The organism is Streptomyces sp. NPDC086080, from assembly GCF_044540255.1.
Classification (GTDB): Bacteria; Actinomycetota; Actinomycetes; order Streptomycetales; family Streptomycetaceae; genus Streptomyces.
Genome location: NZ_JBITRU010000002.1, coordinates 24,129 through 38,580 on the forward strand (window position 1 = coordinate 24,129; position 14,452 = coordinate 38,580).

Here is a 14,452-nt window from a genome sequence, read left to right on the forward strand (position 1 = left end):
CACCCTCAACAACCACGGGCCCGCCGCTCCCACGGACAGCGCGCCCTACCTCCGCCCTCCGCGGGCGAGCCATCCCCCGCCCGCTCCGCCCTCCGCGGGCGAGCCGTGCTGCGAGTGGGGGAGGCACCCCGCAAGCGCCGGCTGCGCAGACACCCCCGCCCAGCAGCAACGGCGCAGACCAGGCAACCGACGATCACCCGCACACCCGGCCCAACCGAACGGAGTGAGCTGGCGCACACCTGCCGTAGAGTTGAGGCCGGTCGAGACATGGCCGTGGCAGATCGGAAGGGCAGCAACGCGTGACCGTCGACGACTCGGGTTCCGGTGCGGACGCGCAGGGCGCCGGCGAGGATCCGCTCGCTCTGCGTCTCGAGCAGCTCATTCTGGGCGCCGAGCGCCGCTACACACCGTTTCAGGCGGCCCGCAGTGCCGGCGTCACCATGGAGCTGGCCACGCGCTTCTGGCGGGCCATGGGCTTCGCCGACGTCGGACAGGCCAAGGCCCTCACGGAGGCCGACGTGCTCGCGCTGCGTCGCCTCGCCGGTCTGGTGGAGGCGGGCCTGCTCAGCGAGGCCATGGCGGTGCAGGTGGCGCGTTCCACCGGGCAGACCACCGCCCGGCTGGCCGAATGGCAGATCGATTCGTTCCTGGAAGGGCTGACCGAGCCGCCCGAGCCGGGGATGACGCGTACCGAGGTGACGTATCCGATCGTCGAGCTGCTCCTGCCCGAGCTGGAGGAGTTCCTGGTCTACGTCTGGCGCCGACAGCTCGCCGCCTCCGCCGGACGCGTGGTGCAGGGCGCCGACGACGAGGAGATGGTCGACCGGCGGCTGGCCGTGGCCTTCGCGGATCTCGTGGGATTCACGCGGCTGACCCGGCGCATGGAGGAAGAGGAGCTCGGCGAGCTCGTCGAGGCCTTCGAGACCACCGCCGCCGATCTGGTCGCCGCTCGCGGTGGGCGGCTCATCAAGACGCTGGGCGACGAGGTGCTCTACGCCGCCGACGACGCGGGGACCGCCGCGGAGATCGCGTTGCGGCTGATCGAGACCATGTCGAACGACGAGACGATGCCGGAGCTGCGGGTCGGCATGGCGTTCGGCACGGTGACCACCCGGATGGGTGACGTGTTCGGTACGACCGTGAATCTGGCTTCCCGGCTCACCTCCATAGCTCCCCGTGACGCCGTCCTCGTCGACGCCGCGTTCGCCGAGGAGCTGATCCGTACCGGTGACGCGCCCGCCTCCGAGGCCGCGGCCGCCGAGGAGGTCGCCGCGGCGGAGAAGGAGGGGGAGGAGCCGCCGGTGTACCGGTTCGCGCTCCAGCCGATGTGGCAGCGGCCGGTGCGCGGGCTCGGCGTGGTGGAGCCCTGGCTGCTCACCCGGCGGAGCGAGGCGCCCTCCGCCTACCCCTCTTCCTAGTTCCTCCGGTCAGTGCGGCTCTCCGCCGCCCACGCACAGGCCGATGATCGGTATGCACAGTCCGGGGTCGGGATCGGGGTCGAGGGCGGGATCCGGTTCGGGGGCGGGGGCGCCCGGTCCGTCGGGCCGGTGCGGGGGCGGTTCCTCGGGGACGGGCGAGGGGCCGGGAGGAGGGGACGGTTCGTCGTTCTTCGGGGGTGTGGGTGCCGGCGGGTCCGCCGTTTCCGGAAGGGGCGTGGGGATCCGTTCCCGGGGCCGGGAGGGCGCGCCGGGCGGGAGGACGGGAGTCGAGTTCTTGCTGCCCAGGACCTCGGGGGAGGACGGGCCGGCCTTCGGGGACGGTGCGGCCGGGGTGGGGGTGGCCGGACGGGGTGCGTCGGCGGGTGCGTCGGTTTCGGTGGGTGGGGCCGAGCGGGGGGCCGCTTCCGCTTCGATGCCGTCAGGGGCGGAGGCCAGGCGGACCAGGGTGACGGCGCCCGCGGCCAGGGCCAGGCCACTCGCCGCCAGCAGGGCCTTGCGGGGGCGGGGCTTGCGGTGCCGGCCCCGCAGGCGGGACAGGGGGCCGGCGGGCGGCTCGGCGGTGCGTGGTGCCGGTGGTCTCTTCGGTGTCATCGTTCCCTCCCCTGCCGCGCCGCGGTGTGCGCACGCTATGCGTTCCGGTGCGGGGTGGGGCCGGAGTCGGCGGCATGTCACTCGAACGGGTGGGCGGGGGGTGACAAGGGAACCGGGCGTGCGCCCTTTTGCGGGCGGGCGGGGGCTGCGATGATCGGGACGAGCGAAAAGTTAACCTGCGTTAACCGGAGGGCGTCATGAGTGAGGAACGGTTCGGGGAGTTCGTGCTGGTGCGCCGGCATGAGCGGGGGCATGTCGCGGAGCTCGTCCTCGACCGCCCCAAGGCCATGAACGCGGTGTCGACGGAGATGGCCCGGTCGATCGCCGGGGCCTGTACGGCGCTCGGCGCGGACCGCGACGTACGGGCGGTGGTGCTGACCTCGTCGCACGAGCGGGCGTTCTGTGTGGGGGCCGATCTGAAGGAGCGCAATTCCTTCAGTGACGCCGACCTGGTGCGCCAGCGGCCCGTGGCGCGCGGTGCGTACACCGGGGTGCTGGAGCTGCCGGTGCCCGCGGTGGCGGCCGTGCACGGGTTCGCGCTGGGGGGTGGCTTCGAGCTGGCCCTGTCGTGCGATGTGATCGTGGCCGACCGCACGGCCGTCATGGGGCTGCCCGAGGTGTCCGTCGGGGTGATTCCGGGCGGGGGTGGTACGCAGTTGCTGCCGCGCAGAGTGGGCGCGGCGCGGGCCGCAGAGTTGATCTTCACGGCGCGACGGGTGGAGGCCGCCGAGGCCCGGGAGCTGGGGTTGGTGGACCGGCTGGTGGACGAGGGACGGGACCGGGAGGAGGCGCTGGCCATGGCGTCCCGGATCGCCGCGAACTCGCCGGTGGGGCTGCGGGCGGCCAAGCGGGCGCTGCGGCTCGGGCACGGGCTGGATCTGTCCGCCGGACTCGAGGTGGAGGATGCCGCCTGGCGGTCCGTGGCGTTCTCCGGGGACCGGGCGGAGGGGGTGGCCGCCTTCAATGAAAAGCGCAGGCCGGAGTGGCCCGGGGAGTAGCCGCGCGGGCTCTCGTTCCGCTTGCTCGATGTCCCGGTTCGCCGGGAATCTCCCTAGTCTGGGGGCATGGGTGAGGAGAGCCGGCTGGCGGCCGTGGTGGCGCTGGCTCAGGGCATGGCCGCCGCGCACACTTCGCGAGAGGCCTGGCGGGCCGCGGCCGATGGGGCCTGCCGGGCACTGGGCGGGAGCTTTGCCGCGCTGTCGGTGTGGGAGCGGGAGCTCGGCCGGCTGAGGGTGCTGGTGAACGTGGGGGAGCTGGCCGAGGGGGAGGAGGAATTTCCTGAGGACGAGTCCTATCCGGTGCATCAGTTCGCCGAGATCACCGAGTTCCTGCATGAGCGGTGGGCGGGTGGCGGCGAGCCCGACGCCTGGGTGGAGACCGCCGAGGGGCCGCCGTCGGGACCGGCGGAGTACTGCCATCAGCGGGTGGCCGCGCTCAGACGGCGAGGGCGCGGGTGCTGTGTGGTCGCACCGATCGTGCTGCACGGGCGGGCGTGGGGCGAGCTGTACGTGGCCCGGCCGGCCGGTGTGCCCGTCTTCGGGCCGGGTGACGCCGACTTCGCGACCGTCCTCGCGGCCGTGGTGGCGGCGGGGATCGCGCAGACCGAGCGGCTGGAGGAGGCCCGGCGGCTGGCCTTCACGGACGCGCTGACCGGGCTGGCCAACCGGCGTGCCGTGGACGCCCGGCTCGACGAGGCGGTGGAGCGGCACCGGCGGGACGGCGCCGTCGTCAGCCTGGTGGTGTGCGATCTGAACGGGCTGAAGCGGGTCAACGACACGCTGGGACACGCCGTGGGCGACCGGCTGCTGGAGCGGTTCGGGACCGTGCTGTCGCTGTGCGGGGCGATGCTGCCCGGCGCCCTGGCGGCGCGGCTCGGCGGGGACGAGTTCTGTCTGCTGGCGGTGGGGCCGTCCGCCGACGAGGTGGTCAAGACCGCCGACGAGGTGTGCCGGCGAGCCGTGGAGCTGAGGATCGGGGACGGTGTCGCCTGCGGGGTGGCGTCCACCGGGGACCCCGTCGGACCGGTGCACTCCGCCCGGCGGCTGTTCCGGCTGGCGGACGCCGCGCAGTACCGGGCCAAGGCGGAGCGGGCGGCTCATCCGGTGGTCGCGGGGCGGGAGGGGCGGGACGACCCCGTCGTGCGGCTCGCGGACGAGCCGTCGCGGGCGCCGGACGGGGAGCGGCGCCGGTTCCGGGGGCGGCATGCGCCGTAGCGTGCGGGTAAGGGGTGCGGGTCACCTCCAGGGGTGACATCGTGGAATTCACTGCGTACGCTCCTGAATATGGATATGCACACTGTGGTGGTGGGGACGTCGGGTGTGACCGCGTCCGATGTGCTCGCCGTGGCGCGCGGCGGTGCCCGGGTCGAACTGTCCGCGGAGGCGGTGGCCGCCCTCGCCGCGTCCCGCGAGATCGTGGACGCCCTGGCGGCCAAGCCGGAACCCGTGTACGGGGTGAGCACCGGCTTCGGCGCCCTGGCGACCCGGCACATCAGCCCGGAACTGCGCGCCCGGCTGCAGCGCAACATCGTCCGCTCGCACGCCGCCGGCATGGGGCCGCGCGTGGAGCGGGAGGTCGTCCGGGCGCTGATGTTCCTGCGGCTGAAGACCGTCTGTTCCGGACGCACCGGCGTCCGGCCGGAGGTCGCGCGGACCATGGCTGACGTGCTGAACGCGGGGATCACCCCGGTCGTCCACGAGTACGGCTCCCTCGGCTGCTCCGGTGACCTGGCCCCGCTCTCCCATTGCGCTCTCACGCTCATGGGTGAGGGGGAGGCGGAGGGTCCCGACGAGGCCGTGCGGCCGGCCGGTGAACTCCTCGCCGAACACGGCATCAGGCCCGTCGAACTGCGCGAGAAGGAAGGGCTCGCCCTGCTCAACGGCACCGACGGCATGCTCGGCATGCTGGTCATGGCCCTCGCCGACCTGGACCTGCTCTACAGGTCCGCCGACGTCACGGCGGCGCTGAGTCTGGAGGCCCTGCTCGGTACCGACAAGGTGCTCGCTCCCGAGCTGCACGCCATCCGCCCGCACCCGGGACAGGCCGACAGCGCCGCCAACATGCTCGCCGTACTGAAGGATTCGGGACTGACCGGGCATCACCAGGACGACGCCCCCCGGGTCCAGGACGCCTACTCCGTGCGCTGCGCCCCGCAGGTCGCCGGCGCCGGACGGGACACCCTGGCGCACGCCCGGCTGGTCGCGGAGCGCGAACTCGCCGCCACCGTGGACAATCCGGTGGTCCTGGCGGACGGAAGGGTGGAGTCCAACGGCAATTTCCATGGGGCGCCGGTCGCCTATGTGCTGGACTTCCTCGCCGTCGCCGTCGCCGACCTGGCCTCCATCGCCGAGCGCCGCACCGACCGGCTGCTGGACAAGAACCGCAGCCACGGACTGCCGCCGTTCCTCGCCGACGACCCCGGTGTGGACTCGGGACTGATGATCGCTCAGTACACGCAGGCCGCCCTGGTCAGCGAGTTGAAGCGGCTCGCCGTGCCCGCGTCGGCCGACTCGATCCCGTCCTCCGCGATGCAGGAGGACCATGTCTCCATGGGCTGGTCGGCGGCGCGCAAACTGCGGACGGCCGTCGACAACCTCACCCGGGTCCTCGCCGTGGAACTGTACGCCGCCGCCAGGGCCGTGGAACTGCGGGAGGGGCTGACGCCGGCTCCGGCCACCCGGGCGGTCGTCGACGCCGTACGGGAGGCGGGTGTGGGCGGCCCGGGACCGGACCGGTATCTGGCGCCGGATCTCGCGGCGGCGGAGGCGTTCGTGCGTGACGGGCGGCTGGTCGCAGCCGCGGAGACGGTCACCGGGCCGCTGCGCTGAACCAGGCCGGGCCTCGCGGGCAGCACCGCCGCGGAGCCCCGGCGGGGCCCGGGTTCTAGTAGAACTCCAGCCGCTCGCGGCGTATCGAATAGACGACGAAGCCGGCGCCGAGGGCGAGGCTGGCCGTACCGCCGATGATGTACGGGGTGCTGTCGAAACTGCCGGTGTCCGCGAGACGGACGTCCTGGCCGGCGGTGTCCAGCGAGGCCGACGTGGTGCCGGACACGACTCTCGCCTGCTCGGTGACCTGCGGAGACGGATCCGCCGACGGCAGGTCCCCCGCCGGTGTGTCCGGCGATGCGTTGGCGGAGGGAACGAACCACAGGGCGCACAGGAGGGTGCCCGCGGCGGTGGCGGTCAGCAACGGACGGAGCGCGGATGACACGGAATATCGATCCCCTTGTGGCGCTGGCGAATTGGCCGTGTGGTGCGATGGTAATGAAAGGCGCGGGTCACAGGAAAGTCACGGGAGCCGGTAGCCGTACGCTCCGGACATGAGTACTGCAGAGACATCACGGTTTGTCCGGCTTCGCGTGGAGCTCGTCCTCGAAGTCGCCGACGAGAAGGCGGTCACCGGGGCCGCGCTGCGCAGGATCGCGGACGACGCCGGCATGCCGGCCGAGGAGCGGGCACACGCGGAGAGCGCCGCGGCGGAGGACACCGCGGAGGCCCTCGCGCAGTTGGTGGATCCGCTCGGCCTGGTGGGTGAGGTTCCGGGAGTCGAACTCCGGCAGGCCTCCTGGAGCGGCGAGCGGATCGACTACGACCCGGACTCGCCGGAGTGGGACCTCGACGAGGAAGATGGCGACGCGTTCTGCGACGAGGAGGACGGGGCGGGCCGGACCGGCTGACCCGACTTGGGGAAATCGTGACCCCGCGCGGCAACCACCGCCGGGATCACGACGTCTCATGGAGAGCAGTGACCGCCGTCCTCACCGTTCGCTCCGGCGGACGTGGTGAGCCCCACACTCGCGGGCCATGGGGAACCGGATCAGCCGGTCGTAGCGTTGAAGATTGTGGACGGGCCCCTCGGCTTCGCGCCGGGGACCCGTGGGGTTGGGATTCGGCAACGATGGAGAAGCGTGTGATGACGGACGGTAAGCGGCGCAGGCGTCTGGCGGCCGCGTCCGCTCTGCTCGGCGGAGTGCTTGTGCTTTCGGCTTGTTCCGGCGGGGGCGACGACGGCTCGGGCGGCGACGGCAAGGACACCTCGCAGGCCCAGGTCGACGAGGCGGCGGCGAAGAAGTCCTCCGAGGCGCAGATCAAGATCACGCCGAAGGACGGCTCCACCAACGCCTCCATCAACAACTCCGCGGCCGTGACCGTGAGCAAGGGCACGCTGACCGAGGTGAAGATGACCACCTCCGACGGCACCGCCGTCGCGGGTGAGATATCGGCCGACAAGAAGAGCTGGAAGCCGAGCGCCCAGCTGGAGCGCGCCACCAGCTACAAGCTGACGGCCACCGCCGAGGACTCCGAGGGCCGCGCCGCCCACGAGAACGCATCGTTCACCACGGTCTCCCAGGCCAACAGCTTCATCGGCAACTTCACCCCGGACGACGGCACCACGGTCGGCGTCGGCATGCCCGTGTCGATCAACTTCGACAAGGCGATCACCAACAAGGCCGCCGTCCAGAAGGGCATCACCGTCTCCACCAGCAGTGGCCAGGAAGTCGCCTGCCACTGGTTCAACGCCAACCGCATGGACTGCCGGCCCGACAAGTACTGGCAGGAGAACTCCACGGTCACCCTGAAGCTGGCGCTCGACGGGGTCGAGGGCGCCGACGGGGTCTTCGGCGTCCAGCAGAAGTCGGTCAGCTTCAAGATCGGCCGTAACCAGGTCTCCTACGTCGACGCCGAGACCAAGCAGATGAAGGTCACGCAGAACGGCAAGACCGTGCGCACCATCCCGATCTCCGCCGGCGCGCCCGACAACAAGACGTACGAGGGTCAGATGGTGATCTCCGAGAAGTTCAAGGAGACCCGGATGAACGGCGCGACGGTCGGCTTCACCGACGACGACGGCAAGGGCGAGTACGACATCAAGGACGTGCCGCACGCCATGCGTCTGAGCACCTCCGGCACCTTCATCCACGGCAACTACTGGGGCGCGAAGTCCATCTTCGGCAGCGTCAACACCAGCCACGGCTGCGTCGGCCTGGCCGACGCCAAGGGCGCGGGCGACCCGAACACGCCCGGGTCCTGGTTCTACGACAACTCGATCATCGGTGACGTGGTCGTCGTCCAGAACACCGGTGACAAGACCATCGCCCCGGACAACGGCCTCAACGGCTGGAACATGAGCTGGGAGCAGTGGAAGGCGGGCTCGGCGGTCTGACGCCCCCTCCGGACACGGAGCGAACCCACCCCACGTGAACGATGCCCTCGTCCCCTCCTCCGGGAGCGGACGGGGGCATCGGCCGTTCCCGCCGCTCCCGTGCGCGGGCGGGCCGGGACAAGGGGGGTTGAGAAGCCAACCGCGCGATTGTGTAACGGAGTTCCGGCGGTGGGGTTACAGTCGCCCGGCGACTTCGGAACCCTCCCCGTAGTGGTTGAGCCCCGTGATCATCGCTCGGCATACTGCGTGAACCGGGGGAGTGCGCGCATGCGTACGAGACCACCCCCGGCCGGGTGATTCCTGCTCACCCGGTTACCTCGCTGGGGGGAACCTTGCGCAGACAAGTGAAGAGGGCGTACGCGGCCACGATCGCCACGGCGACCACCGTGGCGCTCGCCGCGGGCATGGCCGGCCCGGCATCGGCGAACGGGGAGAGCACGGCCGCCGGTTCGGCCCTGGCGGCGTCCGCGCCGAAGGCCAGGCACCACATCACCCTGATCACCGGTGACCGGGTCGCGGTGGACGCCAAGGGCCGTGTCGTCGGGCTGGAGCGGGCGAAGGGACGGGAACACATACCCGTCCAGGTCCGCAAGGTCGACGGCCACACTCTCGTGCTGCCGGTGGACGCGGCCCGGCTGGTCGCGAGCGGCAAGCTGGACCAGCGGCTCTTCGACATCACCGAGTTGAACAAGTCCACGGTGCGCGGCTCGCAGAAGCGCGGCCTGAAGGTCATCGTCGGCTACCGGGGCGGCGCGGCGAACGCCAAGGCCGAGGTCCGTGACGCGGGCACGGTCCGCCGCACCCTGACGTCCCTGAACGCGGACGCCGTACAGACTCCGCACGAGGACGCCTCCGAGCTGTGGGACGCCGTCACCAACGGGGACAGGACCGCCTCCGGTGTCGCCCACATCTGGCTCGACGGGGTCCGCACGGCGTCCCTCGACACGTCCGTGGCGCAGATCGGCACCCCGCAGGCCTGGGCGGCGGGTTACGACGGCAAGGGCGTCAAGATCGCCGTCCTGGACACCGGCGTCGACGCCACCCACCCGGACCTCAAGGGCCAGGTGACCGCGTCCAAAAACTTCACCTCCGCGCCCACCGCCGGTGACAAGTTCGGCCACGGCACCCATGTCGCGTCCATCGCGGCGGGTACCGGCGCCCGGTCCAAGGGCACGTACAAGGGCGTCGCGCCCGGCGCCACCGTCCTCAACGGCAAGGTCCTCGACGACTCCGGCTTCGGTGACGACTCCGGCATCCTGGCCGGCATGGAGTGGGCGGCCGCTCAGGGCGCCGACGTCGTCAACCTGAGCCTGGGCGGCGTGGACACGCCCGAGATCGACCCGCTGGAGGCGGCGGTCAACAAGCTCTCCGCCGAGAAGGGCATCCTCTTCGCCATCGCCGCCGGCAACGAGGGCCCGCAGTCGGTCGGTTCGCCCGGCAGCGCGGACGCCGCCCTCACCGTCGGCGCCGTCGACGACAAGGACCGGCTCGCCGAGTTCTCCTCCACCGGCCCCCGCGTGGGCGACAGCGCCATCAAGCCGGACGTCACCGCTCCCGGCGTGGACATCACGGCCGCCTCGGCGAAGGGCAGCGAGATCGCCAAGGAGGTCGGCGAGAAGCCGGCCGGCTACCTGACCATCTCCGGCACGTCGATGGCGACCCCGCATGTCGCGGGCGCGGCGGCGATCCTGAAGCAGCAGCACCCCGACTGGACCTCCGCGGAACTGAAGGGCGCGCTCACCGGTTCCACCAAGGGCGGGAAGTACACGCCGTTCGAGCAGGGTTCGGGCCGGATCCAGGTCGACAAGGCCATCAAGCAGACCGTGATCGCCGAACCGGTGTCACTGAGCTTCGGCGTCCAGCAGTGGCCGCACACCGACGACAAGCCCGAGACCCGGCAGGTGACGTACCGCAACCTCGGCACCGAGGACGTCACGCTGAAGCTGACGTCGACCGCCACCGGCCCGAAGGGCAAGGCGGCCCCGGCCGGCTTCTTCACCCTGGGCGCCACGACGGTCACGGTTCCGGCGGGCGGCACGGCCTCCGTGGACCTCACCGTCGACACCCGGCTCGGCGGCACACTCGACGGCGCGTACTCGGCGTACGTGGTCGCGACAGGCGGCGGGCAGACCGTGCGCACGGCGGCCGCGGTGGACCGTGAGGCCGAGTCGTACGACGTGACGCTGAAGTTCCTCGACCGCGCGGGCAAGCCGACCGCCGACTACGTCGCCCACCTGGCCGGCATGTCCGGTCTGGGCGCCGACCAGTGGTACCAGCCCTACGACGCCGACGGCACCGTCACCTTCCGAGCGGTCAAGGGTACGTACATCCTGGACACCGCGGTCATGGTCGGCTCCGACCCGGAGAAGTTCGAGGGCGCCGACTGGATCGCCCAGCCGAAGCTCGACGTCACCAGGAACACGACGATCACGCTGGACGCCCGCAAGGCCAAGCCGGTGAACATCACCGTCCCCGCCAAGTCGGCCAAGCCGGAGTTCGCCTCGGCCGACTACACGGTGGAGACGGCGGACAGCGCCATGTCCTTCGGCTGGTGGCTGGATTCGTACGCCAACTTCCGCACCCAGCACCTCGGGCCGCAGATCACCGACGGCTCGCTGTACCAGCAGTGGGACGCCCACTTCAGCCAGGGCGCCAAGGATCAGTACGACACCCTCGTCGGCGGCAAGGTGAAGCGGCTCGGTACCGGCTACACCCGGCACTTCAAGACGGGCGAGTTCGCCAAGGTGAACGTCACCATGGGCGAGCCGGCGAGCGGCAAGAAGGGAGTCGTCAACGCCTTCGGCATGCTCCCCGGCAGCAACGGCGCCTTCGGAGTCGGCCGGCCGCAGACCCTGCCCGGCACCCGCACGCTGCATCTGTCCGCCGTGGGCGGGGCGAAGTGGGATCTCAACTTCTCCCAGCTGGGCGGTGTCGACGCGGAGGGCTGGCCGGTCAGCGACGCCTGGTACCTCATCGGCTCCGAGAAGGGCTACAAGGCCGGCAGGACCTACAAGGAGACGGTGAACACGGCCGTCTTCGGTCCGGCCTTCACCTCCGGCGACGGACTCCACCGGGACGGCAACACCATCTCCGGGGTGATCCCGCTGTTCGCCGACGGCAAGGGCCACGCCGGCCTGTCGGAGTTCACCTCGGTCAGCACCACCCTCTACCGCAACGGCAAGAAGGTCGGCTCGAACCGCGATCCGCTGCTCGGCGAGGGAGAGTTCAAGGTCCCGTCCGGTGACGCCGCGTACCGGCTGACCACCTCGGTCAAGCGCAGCGCCAAGGTCGCCGCGGTGTCCACGCGGATCGACGCGAGCTGGTCCTTCCGCTCCAAGAAGACCTCCGGCTTCAAGCAGCTGCCCGCCTCCACGGCCCGCTTCCACGCGGTCACGGGTCTTGACGGCAAGGCGAAGGCCGGCAAGAAGGTCACCGTCCCGGTCTCCGTGCAGGGCGCCGCCAAGGGCAAGAACCTCAAGTCCCTGTCGGTGTACGTGTCCTACAACCACGGCAAGACCTGGAAGAAGATCACGGTCAAGAAGGGGAAGATCACCTTCAAGAACCCGGCGAAGGGGAAGGCCGTCTCCTTCCACGCCAAGATCGCCGACAAGAAGGGCAACAAGTCGACGGTCTCGATCTACAACGCGTACTACGGCAAGTAGACGCCGCTCACCTGGACGGCCCGCCGGAAGGATTCCTTCCGGCGGGCCGTTCCGGTGTGCGGGCCCCTCCCGCCGTCAGCAGGTGGGGGCAGGAGGCGCCGACGGGCCTGCGCGGAGGGGTCAGTGCGGCAGGGTCGCCGGGCTGCCGCCGTTCGCCTCGTAGCCGGCGACCGCCAGGGCGCGGTAGACCGCGAACTCGGCGGCGGGGTCGGGGGACAGGGTCCAGGGGAGGGCGCCCACGTGGCCGTCGATGTGTATGAGCTGGCTCATGGCCTCCGCCCAGCGCTCCCCGCGGACCAGGAAGAAGACCAGCAGATGCCGCACGTGCGCCGTCATCGGGTCGTCGGGACGGGCCGAGTGCACCGCGTGCAGCGCGCCGTGCACCGCCTTGCCGACGACCTCGCTCTGATAGAAGCCGGCGACCAGGTTCACCTCGGGAAGATGCTCGAACACCGCGAAGAGCGGCATGGCGGCGAGCAGGGAGCCCTGCGGCGCCCGCGCCGCCGCGGCCTCCGCGAAGGCGTACGCCTGCTGCCGCGAACCGTGCCACTTCTCGCACCAGTAGTGCAGCGCGGCCAGATGCGCGCCCATGTGGGCCGGGGCGCGGTCCAGGATCTTCAGCCAGACCTGCTCGAACTCCGGCTGGGAGTAGCCGAGGCCGCGGGCCACCGAGAGCTCCACGATGTACGGCACCGGGTCACCCGGAGCCAGCAGCGCCGCCTGGCCGCACGCCGCCTTCGCCTCCTCCATGATGATCCGGAACTCGTCCGACCCGGGCGCCGCCGTACGCCACGCCTGCTGCACCAGGAACTCCGCGTGCACCGCGGCGCCCCCGGCGTCCTTGGGCGCCTCGGTCCGCCACACCCGCAGCCACTGTCCGCCCGGCGCCTCGCCCTCGCCGCCGGGCCGCTGGGCCAGCTCCAGCGAGGCCGCGCCCGCGAAGGCCTGGACGCGCTGCCAGCGCAGCTCACCCTCCGCGGCCGTGCCGGCCAGCAGCTGCCGCGCCGCGCGGTAGTCCTGGGTGCGCTGCACCAGGTCCAGCACGTCCAGCAGGTCCTGGTCGGGGCCGGGCATACGGATGTCCAGCTCCTCCTCCAGGGCGAAGCCGTAGTTCGCCGGGTCCGCGGCGTCCGGATGGCCGGGCGGGACCAGGCCCACCGCACCGCGCCGGCGCCTGAGGAACGGCAACAGCACGAAGCCGAACATGACGAGCGCGATCAGGACCCAGAGAATCTCCATGTCACCAGCGAACCAGACCGCGTCGGCAATTGGCCAACCCGGTGCCCGATCCTGTGGAAAACCCCGGCTCCCGCCGCTGTCCCGGGTCCGTGTCCGTCATCGGCACCGTGCGCGCACTACCCTCGGTGCTCATGAGCGACAGGCACATCAGTCAGCACTTCGAGACGCTCGCGATCCACGCGGGCAACACCGCCGACCCCCTGACGGGCGCGGTCGTCCCGCCGATCTACCAGGTCTCCACCTACAAGCAGGACGGCGTCGGCGGCCTGCGCGGCGGCTACGAGTACAGCCGCAGCGCCAATCCGACCAGGACCGCGCTGGAGGAGAACCTCGCCGCCCTGGAGGGCGGCCGCCGCGGCCTCGCGTTCGCGTCCGGACTGGCGGCCGAGGACTGCCTGCTGCGTACGCTGCTCAGCCCCGGTGACCACGTGGTGATCCCTAACGACGCGTACGGCGGCACGTTCCGCCTCTTCGCCAAGGTCGTCGCCCGCTGGGGCGTTCAGTGGTCGGTCGCCGACACCAGCGACCCCGCCGCCGTCCGGGCCGCGATCACGCCGAAGACCAAGGTCGTATGGGTGGAGACCCCCTCCAACCCGCTGCTCGGCATCACCGACATCGCCGCCGTCGCCCAGGTCGCCCGCGACGCCGGCGCCCGGCTCGTCGTCGACAACACCTTCGCCACGCCGTACCTCCAGCAGCCGCTCGCGCTCGGCGCGGACGTCGTCGTGCACTCCCTGACCAAGTACATGGGCGGCCACTCGGACGTCGTGGGCGGTGCCCTGATCACCGGGGACGCGGACCTGGGCGAGGAACTGGCCTTCCACCAGAACGCGATGGGCGCGGTCGCCGGCCCCTTCGACTCCTGGCTGGTGCTGCGCGGCACCAAGACGCTGTCGGTCCGTATGGACCGGCACAGCGAGAACGCCACGAAGGTCGCCGACATGCTCAGCCGTCACGCCCGCGTGACGAGCGTCCTGTACCCGGGACTGCCGGACCACCCCGGTCACGAGGTCGCCGCCAAGCAGATGCGGGCCTTCGGCGGCATGATCTCCTTCCGCGTGGAGGGTGGCGAGGAGGCGGCCGTCGAGGTCTGCAACCGGGCCAAGGTCTTCACCCTCGGCGAGTCCCTGGGCGGCGTCGAATCGCTGATCGAGCACCCGGGGCGGATGACGCACGCGTCGGTGGCCGGATCCGCGCTGGAGGTCCCCGCGGACCTGGTGCGGCTGTCCGTGGGCATCGAGAACGTGGACGACCTGGTCGAGGACCTTCAGCAGGCGCTCGGGCGGTAGAGCGGGTGGCGGACCGGGCGGCAGAGCCGGGGAGCCCGGCCGTCCGGCGCGCCGGGCCGGGCGGCCG

General features: G+C 71.5%; 11 protein-coding genes. 8 read left to right on the plus strand and 3 right to left on the minus strand.

The genetic code is table 11. The features are described 5' to 3' along the window. Positions 1 to 299: 299 nt before the first annotated feature. Positions 300 to 1,418: an adenylate/guanylate cyclase domain-containing protein gene (locus tag ACIF9R_RS02210; RefSeq protein WP_399973092.1), complete on the plus strand. Its 1,119-nt coding sequence runs from the start codon at positions 300 to 302 to the stop codon at positions 1,416 to 1,418. A 9-nt stretch (positions 1,419 to 1,427) separates the two neighbouring features. Here the strand turns inward: ACIF9R_RS02210 and ACIF9R_RS02215 are convergent, their stop codons facing one another. Continuing rightward, complete coding sequence (locus ACIF9R_RS02215; RefSeq protein ID WP_399973093.1) at positions 1,428 to 2,030, minus strand: hypothetical protein; 603 nt, start codon at positions 2,028 to 2,030, stop codon at positions 1,428 to 1,430. A 197-nt stretch (positions 2,031 to 2,227) separates the two neighbouring features. Between ACIF9R_RS02215 and ACIF9R_RS02220 the strand changes: the two genes are divergently transcribed. From ACIF9R_RS02220 to hutH, 3 genes are all read left to right on the plus strand, one after another. After that, positions 2,228 to 3,028 (plus strand): enoyl-CoA hydratase/isomerase family protein, encoded by an 801-nt coding sequence (locus ACIF9R_RS02220; protein WP_399973096.1) that lies wholly within the window; start codon positions 2,228 to 2,230, stop codon positions 3,026 to 3,028. A gap of 66 nt (positions 3,029 to 3,094) precedes the next feature. After that, a complete protein-coding gene (locus ACIF9R_RS02225) occupies positions 3,095 to 4,243 on the plus strand; it encodes a diguanylate cyclase domain-containing protein (RefSeq protein WP_399973099.1) in 1,149 nt (382 codons plus the stop codon). A gap of 75 nt (positions 4,244 to 4,318) precedes the next feature. Further along, positions 4,319 to 5,857 carry a histidine ammonia-lyase gene (hutH, locus tag ACIF9R_RS02230; RefSeq protein ID WP_399973958.1) on the plus strand — a complete coding sequence of 513 codons (1,539 nt, stop codon included), beginning with the start codon at positions 4,319 to 4,321 and terminating at the stop codon, positions 5,855 to 5,857. Positions 5,858 to 5,912: 55 nt separating this feature from the next. Here the strand turns inward: hutH and ACIF9R_RS02235 are convergent, their stop codons facing one another. Then, on the minus strand, positions 5,913 to 6,242 hold the full coding sequence (locus ACIF9R_RS02235; RefSeq protein ID WP_399973102.1) for an LPXTG cell wall anchor domain-containing protein: 330 nt from the start codon (positions 6,240 to 6,242) through the stop codon (positions 5,913 to 5,915). Positions 6,243 to 6,351: 109 nt separating this feature from the next. On the opposite strand from ACIF9R_RS02235, the gene ACIF9R_RS02240 reads away from it, so the two are divergent. The 3 genes from ACIF9R_RS02240 (at position 6,352) to ACIF9R_RS02250 (ending at position 11,857) form a co-directional block, all read left to right on the plus strand. After that, positions 6,352 to 6,708: a hypothetical protein gene (locus ACIF9R_RS02240; RefSeq protein ID WP_399973104.1), complete on the plus strand. Its 357-nt coding sequence runs from the start codon at positions 6,352 to 6,354 to the stop codon at positions 6,706 to 6,708. A gap of 236 nt (positions 6,709 to 6,944) precedes the next feature. After that, positions 6,945 to 8,195 carry an Ig-like domain-containing protein gene (locus tag ACIF9R_RS02245; protein ID WP_399973107.1) on the plus strand — a complete coding sequence of 417 codons (1,251 nt, stop codon included), beginning with the start codon at positions 6,945 to 6,947 and terminating at the stop codon, positions 8,193 to 8,195. A gap of 404 nt (positions 8,196 to 8,599) precedes the next feature. Beyond that, positions 8,600 to 11,857, plus strand: coding sequence for a S8 family peptidase (locus tag ACIF9R_RS02250; RefSeq protein WP_399973960.1), 3,258 nt, complete (start codon positions 8,600 to 8,602; stop codon positions 11,855 to 11,857). Positions 11,858 to 11,977: 120 nt separating this feature from the next. On the opposite strand, the gene ACIF9R_RS02255 is transcribed toward ACIF9R_RS02250, so the two are convergent. After that, positions 11,978 to 13,096 carry a hypothetical protein gene (locus ACIF9R_RS02255; RefSeq protein WP_399973110.1) on the minus strand — a complete coding sequence of 373 codons (1,119 nt, stop codon included), beginning with the start codon at positions 13,094 to 13,096 and terminating at the stop codon, positions 11,978 to 11,980. 131 nt (positions 13,097 to 13,227) lie between these two features. Between ACIF9R_RS02255 and ACIF9R_RS02260 the strand changes: the two genes are divergently transcribed. Then, positions 13,228 to 14,385 (plus strand): cystathionine gamma-synthase, encoded by a 1,158-nt coding sequence (locus ACIF9R_RS02260; protein WP_399973112.1) that lies wholly within the window; start codon positions 13,228 to 13,230, stop codon positions 14,383 to 14,385. Positions 14,386 to 14,452 lie beyond the last annotated feature (67 nt).